This window comes from uncultured Formosa sp., assembly GCF_947500765.1.
Taxonomy (GTDB): Bacteria; Bacteroidota; Bacteroidia; order Flavobacteriales; family Flavobacteriaceae; genus Formosa.
The window spans coordinates 123,515-142,935 of record NZ_CANMTH010000001.1 but is presented as its reverse complement, the minus strand read 5'-3'; the positions used below and the strand labels follow the sequence as shown (position 1 = coordinate 142,935).

General features: G+C 32.4%; 12 protein-coding genes. 8 read left to right on the top strand and 4 right to left on the bottom strand.

What is annotated here, in order from left to right; translation table 11 throughout:
* Position 1 precedes the first annotated feature (1 nt).
* Positions 2-1,207, top strand: coding sequence for an FtsX-like permease family protein (locus Q1B05_RS00610; RefSeq protein WP_299776550.1), 1,206 nt, complete (start codon positions 2-4; stop codon positions 1,205-1,207).
* 191 nt (positions 1,208-1,398) lie between these two features.
* Here the strand turns inward: Q1B05_RS00610 and dusB are convergent, their stop codons facing one another.
* The 3 genes from dusB to Q1B05_RS00595 all read right to left on the bottom strand — a co-directional run bounded on the left by dusB (position 1,399) and on the right by Q1B05_RS00595 (position 5,449).
* On the bottom strand, positions 1,399-2,394 hold the full coding sequence (gene dusB / locus Q1B05_RS00605) for a tRNA dihydrouridine synthase DusB (RefSeq protein ID WP_299776549.1): 996 nt from the start codon (positions 2,392-2,394) through the stop codon (positions 1,399-1,401).
* Positions 2,395-2,585: 191 nt separating this feature from the next.
* Positions 2,586-2,951 carry a carboxypeptidase-like regulatory domain-containing protein gene (locus tag Q1B05_RS00600; protein ID WP_299776548.1) on the bottom strand — a complete coding sequence of 122 codons (366 nt, stop codon included), beginning with the start codon at positions 2,949-2,951 and terminating at the stop codon, positions 2,586-2,588.
* Positions 2,952-3,040: 89 nt separating this feature from the next.
* A complete protein-coding gene (locus Q1B05_RS00595; RefSeq protein ID WP_299776547.1) occupies positions 3,041-5,449 on the bottom strand; it encodes an outer membrane beta-barrel family protein in 2,409 nt (802 codons plus the stop codon).
* 167 nt (positions 5,450-5,616) lie between these two features.
* On the opposite strand from Q1B05_RS00595, the gene lepA reads away from it, so the two are divergent.
* The 5 genes from lepA (at position 5,617) to Q1B05_RS00570 (ending at position 14,856) form a co-directional block, all read left to right on the top strand.
* The gene (gene lepA / locus Q1B05_RS00590; protein WP_299776546.1) at positions 5,617-7,413 is read left to right on the top strand and encodes a translation elongation factor 4; all 1,797 of its coding nucleotides are present in this window, start codon (positions 5,617-5,619) and stop codon (positions 7,411-7,413) included.
* Positions 7,414-7,665: 252 nt separating this feature from the next.
* The gene (locus Q1B05_RS00585; RefSeq protein ID WP_299776545.1) at positions 7,666-9,081 is read left to right on the top strand and encodes a glycogen synthase; all 1,416 of its coding nucleotides are present in this window, start codon (positions 7,666-7,668) and stop codon (positions 9,079-9,081) included.
* A complete protein-coding gene (locus tag Q1B05_RS00580) occupies positions 9,078-10,343 on the top strand; it encodes a glucose-1-phosphate adenylyltransferase (RefSeq protein WP_299776544.1) in 1,266 nt (421 codons plus the stop codon). The genes Q1B05_RS00585 and Q1B05_RS00580 overlap by 4 nt, the downstream gene beginning before the upstream one ends.
* A gap of 61 nt (positions 10,344-10,404) precedes the next feature.
* Positions 10,405-12,315, top strand: a complete 1,911-nt coding sequence (gene glgB, locus Q1B05_RS00575) for a 1,4-alpha-glucan branching protein GlgB (RefSeq protein ID WP_299776543.1) — start codon at positions 10,405-10,407, stop codon at positions 12,313-12,315.
* 138 nt (positions 12,316-12,453) lie between these two features.
* Positions 12,454-14,856, top strand: coding sequence for a glycoside hydrolase family 31 protein (locus Q1B05_RS00570; protein ID WP_299776542.1), 2,403 nt, complete (start codon positions 12,454-12,456; stop codon positions 14,854-14,856).
* Positions 14,857-14,937: 81 nt separating this feature from the next.
* Here Q1B05_RS00570 and Q1B05_RS00565 read toward each other — a convergent pair whose 3' ends face one another.
* Positions 14,938-16,773: a sodium:proton antiporter gene (locus Q1B05_RS00565; RefSeq protein WP_299777451.1), complete on the bottom strand. Its 1,836-nt coding sequence runs from the start codon at positions 16,771-16,773 to the stop codon at positions 14,938-14,940.
* Positions 16,774-16,921: 148 nt separating this feature from the next.
* Here Q1B05_RS00565 and Q1B05_RS00560 point away from each other — a divergent pair, with 148 nt between their 5' ends.
* Both Q1B05_RS00560 and Q1B05_RS00555 read left to right on the top strand, forming a co-directional pair.
* A complete protein-coding gene (locus Q1B05_RS00560) occupies positions 16,922-17,782 on the top strand; it encodes an MBL fold metallo-hydrolase (protein ID WP_299776541.1) in 861 nt (286 codons plus the stop codon).
* A gap of 16 nt (positions 17,783-17,798) precedes the next feature.
* Entirely contained in the window at positions 17,799-19,412 is a 1,614-nt protein-coding gene (locus tag Q1B05_RS00555) for a S8 family peptidase (RefSeq protein WP_299776540.1), read from the top strand.
* Positions 19,413-19,421 lie beyond the last annotated feature (9 nt).

Here is a 19,421-nt window from a genome sequence, read left to right as displayed (position 1 = left end):
ATTGAATTTTCCGCTGTACATTGCCCAACGTTATTTACGCTCGAAAAGCAGCAACAATGCTATTAATTTTATCACAATAATTGCTGCCGTAGGTGTTATTCTTGGGGCCGCTTCTCTGTTTATTGTACTTTCTGGTTTTTCTGGATTAAAGGATTTTACATTAAAGTTTTCTACTATTATAGACCCCGATTTAAAGGCTGTTCCTGCTACAGGAAAATCGTTTATGCTTTCTGACAAACAGTTTAAAGACTTAAACAATTTAGATGCTATTGCATCGTATTCTAAGATTATAGAAGAACGCGTTATTCTAGCTTACGATGGTAAAAATTTTCCAGCTTTTATAAAAGGTGTAGACGAAAATTACAATCAGGTAAACGCTATAGATTCTGTTATTATACAAGGTAGTTGGTTAAGACAAAACACCGACCAAATGGTTGCTGGCTGGGGAGTTTCTAGTCATTTATCGCTTGGCGTTTTAGACTATGGAAAATCGGTTACTATTTATGTGCCTAAGCCAGGAACGGGGCAAATTACCTCAACAAAAAATGCTTTTAACGCCATACATTGTGTAAATGTTGGGTTATTTGATGTAAATGAAACATTAAATGAAACCTATGTATACACACCTTTCGAAATGTCTCGTGAACTTTTAAGTTATAAACTGAATCAGGTTTCGGCTATCGAGTTTAAAATGAATCCGAATATAGAAGAAGCCGTTGTAAAATCTCAGCTAAAAACTATTTTAGGCGATAATGTGGTTATTAAAAATCGTATACAGTTAAATGATGCGCTTTATAAAATGCTGAATACCGAAAACTTAGCAGTGTATTTAATATTCACTTTAGTATTAATTATTGCACTTTTTAATGTGATTGGCTCTATAGTCATGATGATTTTAGACAAAAAGAAAACCTTAAGTACGCTTTACAAACTTGGTGCTTCTGTAAGAGACATTAGACGTATATTTTTCTATCAAGGTAGTTTAATGGCTATTTTTGGCGGTATAGCTGGCTTAATAATTGGTCTTATAATTGTAGGGTTGCAACAAACCTTTTCTTTAGTTATGATTACGCCCAGCTTACCTTATCCGGTAGCAATTAATTTTTATAATGTAATAATTGTACTCCTTACCATTTCGGTATTAGGAATTATAGCATCAAAAATTGCTTCAGTTCGGATTTCTAAATCTTTAATTGATACTATTTAATATCGAGGTAATTTAAAAAAGATTCTACTAAATAATAATTCAACCTCACCCTAAATTTATTTCAAGGTCTTAATTGTAAATCTATAAATATTAAAAATAATGTGATACTGAAACGAATTCAGCACGAGTATTAGTATATTATAAAACATGATTTTAGCAACAATACAAGAAATACTAAATTTCAAACGGTATTAACGTTCAAACTTATAGTCAGAAAAATCGTTTAAAACCATATCTAAAGCATCAAAAACATCTTTTGAAGCATCGCTAGTTACTATACGCTGACGGTATTCTTTAAAATGCGGAATCCCTTTAAAGTAGTTTGTATAATGACGACGGGTTTCAAAAACACCTAAGATTTCACCTTTCCAATCGATTGCCATTTGTAAATGACGTTTTGCGGCTTCTACACGTTCTTGAATAGTAATTGGATCTAGATGTTCTCCGGTTTCAAAAAAGTGTTTTACTTGTTTAAAAAACCACGGATTTCCAATACTAGCACGCCCAATCATACAACCATCTAAACCGTATTCGTCTCGCATTTTCATGGCTTTCTCTGGCGTATCTACATCGCCGTTTCCAAATACAGGAATATGCATTCTTGGATTATTTTTTACATCGGCAATTGGAGCCCAATCGGCATCGCCTTTATACATTTGTGCACGCGTACGTCCATGAATAGAAATAGCCTTACACCCTACATCTTGCAAACGTTCGGCAACTTCTAAAATACGAATAGAATCGTGATCCCAACCCAAACGGGTTTTTACAGTTATTGGTAAGTGGGTGCGTTTTACCATAGCTTCGGTAAGACTTACCATTAAATCTATATCTTTTAAAATCCCAGCACCTGCCCCTTTAGAGACTACTTTTTTTACAGGACATCCAAAATTAATATCAATAATATCGGGTTTAGACTCGGTTACAATATCTACGGTTTGAAGCATACTATCTAAATTGGCTCCAAAAATTTGAATGCCAACCGGACGTTCTTTTTCGTAAATATCTAATTTCATGGTACTTTTTACTGCATCACGAATTAGGCCTTCGCTAGAAATAAATTCGGTATACACCACATCTGCACCTTGTTCTTTACAAAGTGCGCGAAAAGGTGGATCGCTAACATCTTCCATAGGCGCTAAAAGCAACGGAAAATCGGGAAGTTCTATAGTATCTATTTTAACCAAAGTCTGTTTTTTTAAGTGAGCAAAAATACTGAAATTGATAGAATAAACACTATTTCGTTAATATTTTGTGTTTGAAGTATTTAAAACTTAAAATGCGGAAAACAGGTTTTAAAAAAGAGTTCTAAGTATTAGAATACTTAGAATTTAAGCAATTACGCTCTAATAATACTTTATTGTTTTGGAGACAAATTTTACTTATTAGGTTCTTCTATAAAAACCTCAATAACTTTTAACTCTTCTTGGGAGGCTTCTTTTAAAATAACAGGTTTCAAATAAAGAACCTTATCGATAACGAGTTCTGATGCATAACTAGAATATCCTACAAAACTAATCTCTAAGTTATACGTTCCTGATTCGATGTTTTCTATAATAAAGTATCCATTTTCATTAGTTATGGTTCCTAAAATTTTATTATCATCTTGCGTATTTACTAAAATGATATTCGCATATGAAATTGGCAAATTATTATGATCTTGGACTTTACCAGAAATTTTAATTTCCTGAGAGACACAAAAACAAGAATACAGTAAAAAAAGATAAGTTAGTTTTAAAGACATAAAATGTAAAATGGTTGCTCAAAAATAACATAAATATTTAAATTAAATTCAGAGATAATCATATTATAAATCAATTACATAGAAGTTTGTTAATTATTCTCGTCTTCAGAGCCTAAACGGTTTCTTTCGTTTAACTCTTTATCTTCTTTTTCGTTGGTAGATAATTTTGTGTTTCCAAAGTTATAACGTAATCCTAGTCGAAAATATTGATTATCGAAACGATTATGGTACGTGTTATCTTGATTTAAATACTTGTTTTTAACCGTGAAATTTGTGGTTTTAAAAATATCGCTCAATTTAAGTGATGCGACCCATTTTCCGTTGTTAAAGCTCTTTTTTAACCCTAAATCGACTTGTGTTCTAGAAGACACATTAGACGAGCCATTAATCATAGGAGATATATACAATAACGAAATTTCGCCACTTAAACTTCGATCTTCAGTGAAAGAAAAGAAATTCATAATATTAGTATACATAGACCAAGACTGATTGGTTTCGAGCATATTTTCACTCTGAACTGCATTAAAATACGATTTTTGATAGAAAATAGAATTAATAACATATACCGACCAAATATCTGTAAAGGACTGATAAGTCATAAAATCAAAACCATAATCTACTGTTTTATCTAAATTAGTAGGCAAGTAAATAATCTGCTTCGTTTCATTCTCCTGAAACACCAATTCTGAAGTTGGATCTTTCTCGTAACGATAATAAGCCTCGAACGTATACGATCCGTTTAAAGTATAAGACAAAGTTGTTAAATGCGAAAGTGTTGGGTTTAAATTAGGGTTTCCTTGTAAGTACGTATAATCGTTAAAATAGTATTTAAACGGATTTAAATCTGAATATGTAGGCCGCTCGATACGCTTTCCGTAAGATAAACCTAAACTATGCTTCTCGTTAAAGTCGTGCGAGATATTTACGGTTGGAAACAATTTAAAGTAATCGAATTTATTAAGTTCATATATAGACGAGACATCGCCTTTTGCATCTGTATACTCACCACGTAATCCTGCAGAAACACTCCAAGTTTTCCAAGTTTTTGAAGCATTTACATAAGCAGCGTAGTTGGTTTCTTGATAATTAAAAATTCCACTATTTAACGCGTCTATAATAAAACGATTGTCTTCTAAATAAAACTGATTGACATTACTTTTAGAATCTATTAACGATACTTTTGCTCCAGAATTAAAAGCGATATCCTCTTTTAATGTTATATTATAATCTGCCTGTGCAGAATAAATATAAGTGTGTTGTATAGATGTAGAATTAAACATGTTTTCGCGAGTAAAAACATTATCTATATTGTAATATTTAGAACTCATGTCTTGATCGCGCTCATAATCATAATTGGTGTGATGTAAGTTTACTGTAAAAGTATTACCAGATTCAGACGTATTTAAATAATCTAAATTAAAAGCCGCATTGGTTTTAGAATCATTTATAATATTTTGAGATACAAACGAAGAGTCTATAGCTTCTGTTGTCATATCTGCTAGTCTATTCCAGTATGGTGTAATACTTACATTCGTAGAAAACGAAAGCAAATTAGCATCATTAATAGCATAATCTATATTTGCATTCGCATCGTGCATTCTCGATTCTGTGTTTCTATCAATTTTATCATTCCATTGCCCAACAACAACATCGTCTTCAATAAAATGTATTTCACTTGTATTTATTCTATTCTTCTTTCTGTCACCGTAAGAATAGTTTGCAAAAACACTTAATTTATCGGTTTTATAAAAGTGACTCGTCCCTACTCTAACCCGAGGATACATGCCTTGAGTATATCTTGTATACACACTGCCATTATAACCAATAATTAAATTTTTACTCATTATTATATTAATCACAGCTGCACCTTCGGCATCGTATTGTGCTGGCGGATTTGTAATAACCTCTACAGATTGTACATAGGTTGCATTGGTACCCGATAATAATTGTTGTAAATCTTCTCCAGTTAAATAAACACGCTTATTATTAATTAAATAAATAATATTTGAATTATTTTTTACACTAATCTGGTCGTTCATAATTAAAATACCTGGTGTGCTTTGCAACACATCCATAACACTACCTTCTGTAAGCGAAGTGTCTTCAATATTAAAAATAAGTCGGTCGGATAGTTTTTTAAAAGTAGGTCTAGTTGCAAAAAGATTAACAGCATCAAGTGCTTCGTTAAATTCGTTTAATACAATAGGTTCAAGTTTTTTATTAGCATCCAATAGTATTTCTAAAGTATACCCTGAGTAACCTATAAAACTAACTTCTAAAATATACGTTCCTGCTTCTATATATTGTATAAAAAAGTGACCTGTTTCTGTAGTTATTGTGCCTTTAATTTTAGAATTATCGACTGTATTAACCAACATAACGTTCGCATAAGAAATAGGCGTATTATTTTTATCTACAACCTGACCCGAAAATTTAATTTCCTGAGACACACAAAAATAAGAGCAGAGAAAAAATAAGTAAGTAAGTTTTAAAGACATAAAGGGAAAATGGTTGTTCAAAAATAACATAAAAAAATTAAATTAAATTTAGAGATAACCACATTACAAATTAAAGTTTTAGCATATAAAAACTACTACTATAAAAAATTAAATTGCTAATGTTATTCTACTATATTTGCAGATTAAAGCAAGGTATAGTTTTCTTTATGAAGAACATCAGAAATTTTTGCATCATTGCACACATAGATCACGGTAAAAGTACATTAGCCGATCGGTTATTAGATTATACAGGTTCGGTTACCGAACGTGAAAAACAAAACCAGTTACTAGATAGTATGGATTTGGAGCGCGAGCGTGGTATTACCATTAAGTCGCATGCCATACAAATGGACTATACTTACAAAGGAGAACAATATGTTTTAAACCTTATTGATACTCCTGGCCACGTCGATTTCTCTTACGAAGTCTCTAGATCTATTGCTGCTTGCGAAGGTGCCCTTCTTATTGTAGATGCTGCACAAAGCATACAAGCCCAAACCATTTCTAACTTATATTTAGCGTTAGAGAACGATTTAGAAATTATTCCTGTTCTTAATAAAGTAGATTTACCAAGTGCCAATCCAGAAGAAGTTACAGATGATATTGTCGATCTTTTAGGTTGTAACCCAGAAGATGTAATTCACGCTAGTGGAAAAACAGGTTTTGGTGTCGAGAATATTTTAAAAGCAATTATTGAACGTATTCCTGCACCAAAAGGAGATGTTAATGCTCCATTACAAGCCTTAATTTTCGATTCTGTTTATAATACTTTTAGAGGTATTGAAACTTATTTTAGAGTTTTTGATGGCGAAATTAAAAAAGGACAAAAAATAAAATTTGTTGCGACAGATAAAGAATATTATGCCGATGAAGTTGGGACATTAAAACTAACACAAGTAGCTAAACAAAGTGTAAAAGCTGGAGATGTTGGGTATTTAATTACTGGTATAAAAACAGCTAAAGAAGTAAAAGTTGGTGATACAATTACAGATTTTGATAAACCTACAACAAACATCGTTGAAGGTTTTGAAGATGTAAAACCAATGGTTTTCGCTGGTATTTACCCTGTAGACACAGAAGATTATGAAGAGTTGCGTAACTCTATGGAAAAATTACAACTTAACGATGCATCGCTAGTGTTCTTTCCAGAAAGTTCTGCCGCTTTAGGTTTTGGTTTCCGTTGTGGTTTTTTAGGAATGCTACACATGGAAATTATACAAGAACGTTTAGAACGTGAGTTTGATATGACTGTTATTACAACAGTTCCTAACGTATCTTATAACGCCTTTACAAATAAAGAGCCCAATACAGCATTTATTGTAAATAACCCATCAGATTTACCTGATCCTTCAACAATTAATAGAGTTGAAGAACCTTATATTAAAGCAACGATTATTACAAAAGCAGATTTTGTTGGTAACGTTATGTCGCTTTGTATTGAAAAACGAGGAATGATTTTAAATCAAACCTATTTAACACCAGAGCGTGTAGAGTTAACGTTCGATATGCCTTTAGCAGAAATTGTATTCGATTTTTACGATCGCTTAAAAACAGTCTCTAAAGGATATGCTTCTTTCGATTATCATCCAATTGGTATGAAGACGTCTAAATTAGTAAGACTTGATATTTTATTGAATGCACAAACTGTTGATGCCCTTTCTGCTTTAATTCACGCAGATAATGCACAAAGTATCGGAAAGAAAATGTGTGAAAAACTGAAGGAATTAATTCCACGTCAGCAATTCGATATTCCAATTCAAGCTGCAATTGGAGCAAAAATTATTTCTAGAGAAACTATTAAAGCCTTACGTAAAGATGTAACAGCTAAATGTTACGGTGGAGACATTTCTAGAAAACGTAAACTTTTAGAAAAGCAGAAAAAAGGAAAAAAACGTATGCGTTTAGTTGGTAATGTAGAAATACCTCAACAAGCATTTATGGCCGTTTTAAAACTAAACGATTAAACAAAAACATAACATTATATTTATTAAAAAAGGCTGTCTGAAAAGACGGTCTTTTTTTTGCGTTATAAATTAACAATCAATATAATATGTAAGAATAAGTAAAATCTCTTTTTATAAATTCTAAAAAGCATATTATTCATTAATAATAGATAATTAATCCAAATAACACTTTTTTTAATAATAGTATCAGATTCATAATAAGTAATTCAAATAATATTTTTAAGTTTATAGGGAAATGCCATTTTATAAGCTATGATAATCACTCATCTAAGTGCCGAATGTTACCCAATCGCCAAAGTTGGCGGTCTTGCGGATGTTTTAGGTGCACTACCAAAATACCAAAATGAACTTGGTGTAACTAGTCAGGTTGTAATGCCTTTTTACAAAAACAAATACACCCAATCTCATTGTTTTAAAGCCGTATATAATGACACCATTTTACTAGGTGAAACAGACTACGATTTTAGGATTTTAACCTTAAAAGATCATGAAAATGATTTGGGTTTCAATATCTTTTTTGTAGATGTACCAGAACTTTTATATACCGATTTTGTATATACCTCAGACGATACAGAACGCTTCTTAGCCTTCCAAATTGCTGCTTTAGATTGGATTGCTCAAAGCGATACAATTCCAGATGTTATACATTGTCACGATCATCATACCGGATTAATTCCTTTTATGATGCAAGAATCGTTTAGATACTCTATGCTCAGAAAAGTTGCTGTAGCCTTTACCATTCATAATGCCCAGTATCAAGGTTGGTTTTCTCACGATTTAGTGGGGCTTATTCCTGAGTTTAAATTCAGTCATGTTGGATTATTAGATTGGAATCACTGTATAAACCCAATGGCATCAGCTATAAAATGTGCTTGGATAGTAACTACTGTATCTCCAAATTACATGGACGAATTAAAATTAAATGCAAATGGTTTAGAATCTCTTTTAAGCGACGAACATGCTAAATGTATTGGAATTTTAAATGGGATTGATACAGATGTTTGGAATACAGAAAAAGATCCATTAATTATAGAAAATTATACACAAGAGACCATACAAGAAGGCAAATTTAAAAATAAAGAATGGCTGTGTAACGAATTTAATTTAGATGTAGAACGACCACTTATTGCTTTTATTGGGCGTTTAGTAGAACAAAAAGGAGCCGATTTATTTCCTAAGATTTTTTCAGAATCATTGTTTGGCAACGACATCTCGATATTACTATTAGGTTCTGGTGAAAAACACACCGAAAACGACCTGATAAACCTTAAAGATAAATTTCCAGATAAATACAATGCCTATATTGGTTACGACGAAAAACTCTCGCATATTATATATGCCGGTGCAGATTTTCTTTTAATGCCATCTCGAGTAGAACCTTGTGGTTTAAACCAAATGTATGCGTTAAGATACGGTACAATTCCAATAGTAAATAGTGTTGGTGGATTAAAAGATACTGTAGAAGATCTTTACGATGGCGGGTTTGGAATTTGCCATAACGGTGTCACTGTATCAGAAGTTTGTGAAGCCATAGAACGCGCTTCAGAATTTTATGATTCAGAAATATTTAAACAAACTAGAGCTAATGTTATGTCTATAGACCACTCTTGGCATGCTTCAGCACAATCATATTTAAACGTGTATAACTCATTAAATCCATTTTTATGATTAACAACAAAGTACTATCTATTATTCTAGGTGGAGGTCAAGGCTCAAGACTTTACCCTTTAACCGAAGACAGATCTAAACCAGCTGTTCCAATTGCAGGAAAATATCGATTAGTAGATATTCCTATCTCAAACTGTATCAACTCAGACATCAAACGTATGTTTGTATTAACACAGTTTAATTCAGCTTCATTAAACCGTCATATTAAAGATACCTACCACTTTAGTTTTTTTAGTTCTGCGTTTGTAAATGTATTGGCTGCCGAGCAAACTATAAGTAATAGTAATTGGTTTCAAGGCACTGCAGATGCCGTTAGACAAAGTATGCATCACTTTTTAAGAAACGATTTTGAGTATGCGCTTATCCTTTCTGGTGATCAATTATATCAAATGGATTTTAATGAATTAATTGAAAAACATATTGAAAGTGGCGCAGAAATTAGTGTCGCTACATATCCAGTAAATGCTAAAGACGGGACATCTTTCGGAATCTTAAAAACCGATGAAAATAGCATGATTTCTTCATTTATAGAAAAACCTAATAGTGAGTTAATTAAAGGGTGGGAATCTGAAGTTAGTGAAGACATGAAAAAAGAAGGACGTCATTACTTAGCGTCCATGGGTATATACGTATTTAACAAACAGTTGTTAGTCGATTTAATGAACGACCCAAGCACGAACGATTTTGGTAAAGAAATTATCCCTCAGGCTATTGGGAAACGTCCAGTGTATAGTTATCAATATGAAGGATATTGGACAGATATAGGCACCATAGAATCGTTCTTTGAAGCCAACTTAGGCTTAACAGACGATATCCCTAAATTTAATTTGTACGATACCAATCAGCGTATTTACACACACGCTAGAATGCTTCCAACCACCAAACTAGCAGGAACTACATTAAATAAAGCTGTTATTGCTGAAGGCTGTATTATTCAAGCCTCTAAAATCGAGCATTCTGTTATTGGAATTCGAGCACGTATTGGAAAAGACACCGTAATTACAAACTCATACATTATGGGATCTGATTATTACGAAACACTTGAAGAAATAGATAAAAACCACATAAAAATTCTTGTTGGTATAGGCGAACGTTGTGTAATAAACAACGCTATAATTGACAAAAACAGTAAAATTGGAGACGATGTTACCATTAACGGTGGTAAACATTTAGAAGATACAGAAACCGATCTTTATGTAATTAGAGATGGTATTGTAGTGATTAAAAAAGGCGCTGTTGTACCATCAGGGTTTGTACTATAAATACTAGAATATCTTATTTTTTCACGTCAAGCTAATTTGAAGTGATTTACAACAAACAACTATGACTAAAGTTAAACCGTTTAGCTTATTTACCGATTTTGATATTAATTTATTTAAATCTGGGAAACATTATAATTTATTCGAAAAATTTGGATCACATATTATCACCTGCGAAGGTGTAAAAGGGACTTATTTTGCAGTATGGGCACCTAGTGCTAAATCGGTTTCTGTGATTGGAGATTTTAACTTTTGGAACTCAGAAAAACACCCTCTAAATGTCCGCTGGGATTCCAGCGGAATTTGGGAAGGGTTTATTCCAAAAATTGGTAAAGGAAGTTTGTATAAGTATGCTATTACTAGCAATAATAACGATATAAGAACAGAAAAAGCAGATCCGTATGGTATACGTTGCGAGCAGCCTCCAAAAACTGCTTCTGTAGTTTGGGACAATTCAGACTATAAATGGAAAGACAAAAGTTGGATGTCTTACCGAAATGAAAAAAATGGTTTAGACAGACCATATGCTGTATACGAGGTTCATTTAGGTTCTTGGATGCGTAATGTTGAAGAAGATCGTTTTTTAACCTATACCGAGCTTTCTAAGACTTTAGTAGATTATGTAAAAGACCTGAATTTCACACATGTAGAGTTTATGCCTATCATGGAATATCCTTACGATCCATCTTGGGGATATCAAATTACAGGATACTTTGCACCTACATCTAGGTTTGGGACACCTCAAGAATTTATGGGTTTAATTGATGCATTCCATAAAGCAGATATTGGTGTAATTTTAGATTGGGTTCCTTCCCATTTCCCATCAGATGCTCATGGTTTAGGAAATTTTGACGGCTCAAATCTTTACGAACATCCCGATGTTAGAAAAGGCTATCATCCGGATTGGAAAAGTTTAATTTTTAATTACGAACGCCCAGAAGTCCGTTCCTTTTTAATAAGTAACGCAGTATATTGGCTTCAAAATTACCATATAGATGCCTTACGAGTAGATGCTGTGGCATCTATGATTTACCTAGATTATTCTAGAGAAGAAGGTGAATGGGAACCAAATATTTATGGTGGCAACGAAAATCTAGCAGCAGTTTCATTTTTAAAAGAATGTAATGAAGCCGTATATTCTATGTTTAATGGCATACAAACCATAGCCGAAGAATCTACAGCCTATACCGGTGTAACCAACAAAGTGGAACATGGCGGATTAGGTTTTGGAATGAAATGGATGATGGGTTGGATGCACGATACCTTAAATTATTTTAAAAAGGATCCAATTTATAGAAGTTATCATCAAAACGATATTACATTTAGTTTAGCCTACGCTTTTTCAGAACATTTTATGTTACCTATTTCTCATGACGAGGTTGTGTATGGTAAAAACTCTGTATTAGGTAGAATGCCTGGAGACGAATGGCAACGTTTTGCCAATTTAAGATTAATGTATGGCTATATGTACACACATCCCGGAACAAAATTACTGTTTATGGGGTCTGAGTTTGGACAATATAACGAATGGAATTCACTAAGTAGTTTAGATTGGAGTTTATTAGAATTTGAACCACATATAAATACTAAAAATTATTTAAAAACTTTAAATACACTCTATCAAAATACGCCGGCTTTATACGAAAAAGGATTTAGCCAAGATGGATTTGAATGGATTAGTTACGATGATCATCAAAATGCAGTAATATCTTATATAAGAAAAGGACACGACCCAGAAAACGACCTTATCGTGGTCTGTAATTTCACACCAAATAGTCATAAAAACTACGATATTGGAGTGCCTAGAAAAGGCAGTTTAATAGAAGTTTTTAATAGCGATAATACAGTATATGGTGGTAGCGGAATACTAAATGTAAAACCTATAAAAGCTAAAAAGGAAACATGGAATAATAAACCATTTATGGCGTCTATAACCGTACCTCCTTTAGCAATTAGTATTTTCAAATATAAGTAAATACAGTATTTTGTAATATGTAAAATTTTAGAACATAAAGATTATCCTTTAAATTAAAAAATACGCTTAATTTTAATAAAAAGAAAGGATATAATAGTCTAAAAAACTAGGTTTATATTATATCCTAATTAATATATCATGATTACAAATACTGAATTAGAAAAAAAGGGAGATCAATATCCTAATCATATTGTTTTTTACGAAAAAAACATAGATACACTTCTTTTTAAAACAGAAAATGGAGTGGGGTTACAACTTACAATTGTTCGCGATAGTGTATTGCGTTTTAGATATTCTACTTTTCCTAATTTCGAAAAAGACTTCTCATACGCCATTACAAAATATGCAAGTACAGGTTATAATCATTTAGAGGTTGAAGACGTTGATAATTTTTATATTGTAACCACTTCAAAATTGATTTGTAAGATTGATAAAAGCAATTTAAATATCTCATTATTTGATGCTTTAGACCATACTTTAATTTCTCAAGATGAATTAGGTTATCATTGGGAAGAATGTTACGAATTTGGTGGTAATATTGTAAAAATGAGTAAAGTCTCTAACGACGGTGAAAGTTATTACGGTTTAGGAGACAAGCCCGATCATTTAAATTTAAAAGGAAAACGTTTCGAAAATTGGGTTTCAGACTCCTTTGCCTTTGGTAAACATACAGATCCATTATACAAAGCAATCCCTTTTTACACCGGTTTACATCATGGTAAATCTTATGGTATATTTTTTGATAATTCGTTTAAATCGTGTTTCGATTTTGCAAACGAACGTAAAAATATAACCAGTTTCTGGGCTTATGGAGGAGAAATGAATTACTACTTCATGTACGGTCCAAAAATGACAGATGTTGTAGCCAATTATACAGATTTAACAGGAAAACCACATCAATTACCAGCACTTTGGTCTTTAGGTTATCATCAATGTAAATGGAGTTATTATCCAGAATCTAAAGTCAAAGAAATTACTTCAAAATTTAGAACATTAAAAATTCCGTGCGATGCCATTTATTTAGACATCGATTATATGGATGGTTTTCGTTGTTTTACTTGGAACAAGGACTATTTTCCAGATCCAAAACGGATGGTTAAAGAATTAGCAGACGATGGCTTTAAAACCATTGTTATTATAGATCCTGGAATTAAAATAGATCCCGAATATCATGTTTTTAAAGAAGCATTAGACAATGATTATTTTTGTAAACGTGGAGATGGTCCATATATGAAAGGGAAAGTTTGGCCAGGACAATGCTATTTTCCAGATTTCACAAAAAAAGAAGTCAGAGATTGGTGGTCCGATTTATTTAAAGAACTTGTCGAAGATATAGGAGTAAGAGGTGTTTGGAATGATATGAACGAGCCAGCCATTATGGAAGTTCCTAACAAAACATTCCCTGACGATGTACGCCACGACTACGAAGGCAACCCTTGTAGCCATAGAAAAGCACATAATGTATACGGCATGCAAATGGCCCGAGCAACCTATCACGGTTTAAAGAAATTTGCATACCCAAAACGTCCATTTGTTATAACAAGAGCGGCGTATTCAGGAACACAACGTTATACCTCTTCATGGACCGGAGATAACGTTGCAAGTTGGGAACATTTATGGATTGCTAACGTACAAGCACAACGCATGTCGCTTTCAGGATTTTCGTTTATAGGCAGTGATATTGGAGGCTTTGCAGAACAACCTAATGGCGAATTATACACCCGTTGGATTCAGTTAGGCGTATTTCATCCGTTTTGTAGAACACACTCTTCTGGAGATCATGGCGAGCAAGAACCCTGGATGTTTGGAGACGAAGTAACAGATATAGTTCGTAGCTTTATAGAATTACGTTACCAGCTTTTACCCTATTTATACACCGCTTTTTGGCAATATTTAGACGAAGGTATTCCCATTTTAAAATCGCTTGTGCTTTACGATCAAGAAGACATACAAACCCATTACCGTACAGATGAATTTGTTTACGGAAACAACATTTTGGTTTGCCCTATTTTAGAACCAAATTCTAAAGGACGCCGTATGTATATTCCGCGTGGAAATTGGTATAATTACTGGACACAACAACTTGTTCAAGGTGGTAAAGAAATTTGGGTAGATACCGATTTAGACACCATGCCAATCTTTATAAAAGAAGGAAGTATTATTCCAAAGTATCCAATACAACAATATGTAGGCGAAAAAGAATTTGATGAGATTACTCTAGAAGTACATTACAAATTAGGAAAAGAACAATCTCTATTATTCGACGATATACATGACGGTTACGATTACACAAAAGGACGCTATAATTTAAGCAAGTTTAAGCTTAATGGTAAACCTAACGAGTTAATTATACAGCAACATACATCTGGTAAGTTTACAACACCTTATACACGCTTTAAATTAAAACTTATAGGAATGCCTTTCAATATCTCTAAAATAGAAATTGATAATGTAGAAATTGATTTAAAAGCATTAAACGACGTGAAAACAAGTTATCAATTAACTGTTGATAAAAACTTTACCGAAATACATATTATGTAATCACATACAATTTAAACACATAAAAAAAACGCTCGTGAATAATCTTCACGAGCGTTTATATTCTTTTTAAAAGTAAAAAAATTACATTTTCTCTACATCGAAAGGTTTTCCTAAATACACTAAAATATAACCAGATTCTATAGCATGTTTATCTTTATTTGAAGATGAAATAATATCTAAAATACCATTATGGTTTTTTACAAAAAGAGGAATAATATCTTTATCAGAATCACTAATATTCAATAAATTAATAAAATGAGTTTTGTCTTTAATTTCAATTTCGTTTATCGCAGGATATTTACGAGTTACTTCGCTTAGGGAATTAAAATCGTCTGTTTGAGAAAATAAGCCTTCCGGCGGAATTATATCAACATTATTCATCTCATCAGCCGTTAATAACCTGAATGATCCATTTTCACCAAATTGCTTACTAAACTTATTAATAGCGTATTTGTTAATATCGGAACTGGCTGTTAATGCCATAAGAAATCCAACATCATTCAATTCAATATTATCCATTAACGTATCAGAATAAATGTTGGTATTTATAGCTTCTAACCCTAATTCTTCACTCTTTTTAATGTTTAAAGGATTACTATCTATCATAACCACATGGCGTCCGTTTTGTTCTAAATAATGACCAATTAAACGCGATAATTTAGAAGCACCAACAATTAAAATACCTTCAGAATTTTTCAAAAACACGCCAACTAATTTAGCAAATAAACGTGCTGTAGTCGCATTTAAAAGTACTGTTCCAAGTACAATCATAAATACTAAAGGTGTAATATATTCGGCATCCTGAATACCGCTTTTTGCTAATTTTAAACCAAATAACGAAGCTATACCAGCAGCAACAATACCACGAGGTCCAACCCAACTAATAAATAACTTTTCTTTAAGTTTTAAAGACGATTTATATGTACTTATAAACACCGCGATAGGTCTAATTAGAAATACTACAATAGCAAATAAAACGGCTGTATTCCAATTATAAATTAGTAATAAATCACTCATATTTATATTCGCTGCTAATAAAATAAATAGTATAGAAATTAATAATATACTAAGTGATTCTTTAAAATAAAGTAGTTCTTTTAAGTAAGGCGATTTAGAATTTCCTAAAACCATTCCCATAACTACTACAGCTAAAAGTCCAGATTCGTGAGCAAAAGAATCAGACAATACAAAAACACCTAAAACAGAGGCTAAAGCAAACACATTTAATAGGTAATGCGGAATCCATTTTTTATTAATAATGGTATTTAAAGCATGTGCAAATGTAAACCCGAAAGTAAACCCAAATAATACAATTTTTCCAAATTCTATAAAGGCACGTTTAGTAAATTCTCCACCAGCATCTACACTAATAAATTCGAAAACCAAAACGGCAATTAATGCCCCAATAGGATCTATTAAAATTCCTTCCCATTTTAACACCGCAGAGACATCTTTTGGTAATGGAATATTTCTTAAAATTGGAGTAATTACGGTTGGTCCTGTAACTATAATTAAACCAGAAAATAGAAACGATATTTCCCAACTCAAATAAAACGTATAATGTGCAGCAATAGCAGCACCAAAAAAGGTTACTGCAGACCCTAAGGTAATTAGTTTTGTTATGGCTGGTGCCACGTTTTTAATTTCGTTTAATTTTAACGTTAAACCACCTTCAAATAAAATAATACTTATGGCTAGCGAGACAAAATAAAATAAACTTTCTCCTGGAAATAAACCTTCACGTCCATTCCAAATAGGCTCTATCCATTTCGAGCCATCTTGAGAAAAAAACTCGGCCGCAATTGGCCCAACTAACAATCCAATAAGTATTAAAGGCAAAATAGCTGGTATTTTAAATTTCCAAGCTACCCATTGCGCTAATATCCCTAATATAATTATTCCTGCAAGTTCTAACATCAATCATTTTTTCTAAGGTGAATATATAAAAGTTTTAGTTTATTTGAGTGAGACATGGTCTTTTTATGTTAAAAAAGACCCAATAAAAAATAACATTTACTTAAAACTACCTCACTATTTTTAACTTTACGGTTTAAAATTAAAAGACATGAATTTATATCCTATTGAAACTGGAAATTTTAAACTAGATGGTGGTGCAATGTTTGGTGTTGTTCCTAAATCTATTTGGCAAAAAACAAATCCAGCAGATTCTAATAATTTAATCGATATAGCTGCAAGATCGTTATTAATAGAAGATGGGAACAGACTTATTTTGGTAGATACAGGAATGGGAGATAAACAATCTGATAAGTTTTTTGGATATTATTCACTTTGGGGAAATCATTCTATAGATGCTTCTCTTAAGCAATACGGATTTCATAGAGACGATATTACAGATGTGTTTTTAACACATTTACATTTCGATCATGTTGGTGGCAGTATTCAATGGAATAAAGACCGAACAGGCTACGAACCTGCTTTTAAAAATGCTCATTTTTGGAGTAATGAAGACCACTGGTTATGGGCTACTCAGCCTAATGTGAGAGAAAAAGCATCCTTTTTTAAAGAAAATATTATTCCAATACAAGAAAGTGGTCAGTTAAAATTTACAGCACTTCCAAAACAAGATTTATTAAAAAATAGTGAACTCGGATTTGATATTTTATTTGTAGACGGACATACCGATAAACAAATGATTCCTCAACTTAAATACAAAGATAAAACCATTGTCTTTATGGCCGATTTATTACCAACTGCAGGACATATTCCACTGCCTTATGTTGTAGGTTACGATACAAGACCGCTTATAACTCTTAATGAGAAAGAAAAATTTTTAAATCTAGCAGCCGATAATAATTATTACCTATTTTTGGAGCACGATGCTCACAACGAAATAATCACTCTAAAGCATACAGAAAAAGGCGTACGTTTAAAAGACACGTACACTTGTAAAGACATTTTTAATTAAACATATTAATAAACACATGAATTTTATTAAACCAATTCTATTCTCTGCAATTGCTGCAACTTTTTTAACAAGCTGTGGTGGTGGTGCTAAAGTCCTTTCTACACCTATCGAAAACATAGATAGTATACCCTTAAAAATTTCTCCTTTAACAGATACTCAAAAACATACTTGGGGTCATTTAGATCTTATACAAGATACAATTCCTGGAATGAGTGTAGATAAAGCCTACACAGAAATTATTAAAGATAAAAAAGGTAAAACCGTAATTGTTGCCGTAATTGACTCTGGTATCGATATCGAACACGAAGATTTAGACGGTGTAATTTGGACTAATGAAAAAGAAATTCCTAACAATGGAATTGACGATGATAAAAATGGATATATTGATGATATTCATGGTTGGAACTTCTTAGGAGATACTTACGATGAACAATTAGAATATGTAAGAGTTTTAGCAACGGGAGACGAAAAAAATCCTGATTATGCAAGAGCTAAAAAAGAATATGACGAAGAGTATGCTAAATATTTAAATTATAAAACGCAATACGATCAGTTATTACAACAATTAAAAGGTGCAGATGAATTAATTTCTGCAAAATTAAATAAATCAGATTATAACTTAGCAGATCTTGAAAGTATTCAAACGGGAGATAACGAAGATTTAACAACAGCAGTGGCTATTGGAAAATATATTTTAGGTCTTGGTTTTGAAGATGTAAATGCTGCTAAAAAAGATTTAAACAACGGTCTTGAAAGTATTTCTGAACGTTTAAACTATAACCTTAATATTAAATTACAAGGCAGAAAAACAGGAGATAATCCAGACGATTTAACAGATGTTGGTTACGGAAACGGTAACGTTATGCCTGTAAAAGATTCTGAAAGTCACGGTACCCACGTTGCAGGAATTATTGCAGCAGAACGTAACAATGGTTTAGGTGTAAATGGTGTTGCTAATAATGTAAAAATTATGAGCGTAAGAGCTGTACCTAATGGAGATGAGTACGACAAAGATATTGCTTTAGCAATTCGTTATGCTGTAGATAATGGTGCACAAATTATTAACGGTAGTTTTGGTAAATACTACTCACCACACAGTGATTGGGTAAGAGATGCTATTGCTTATGCAAGTGAAAAAGATGTACTTTTTGTAAATGCAGCTGGTAACGAAGGACAAGATTTAGATGTTAAAAATTGTTTTCCTAACGATCAAATAGATAATGGTCCAGAAGTAGGAGATACATTTGTTACTGTTGGTGCATTAGAGCCTAAATACGGACCAGAAATGGTTGCAGGATTCTCTAACTACGGAAAAATTAATGTAGATGTATTTTCGCCTGGTGCAAAAATTTACTCTACTGTTCCTGGTAGCGATAAATACGATACTAAAGGAGGAACTTCTATGGCATCGCCTGCTGTTGCTGGTGTAGCTGCTTTAATTCGCTCTCAATATCCAAAATTATCTGCGGCACAAGTTAAGCAAGTATTAATGGATTCTGGTTTACCTGTAAACATAGATGTTGTTGTCGCTGGAGATCCTAGCAATAAAAAACCTTTTGGAGATTTATCTAAATCTCATAAAATGGTTAATGCTTATAATGCATTAATATTGGCTTCAAAATTAAAATAAATAAATCTT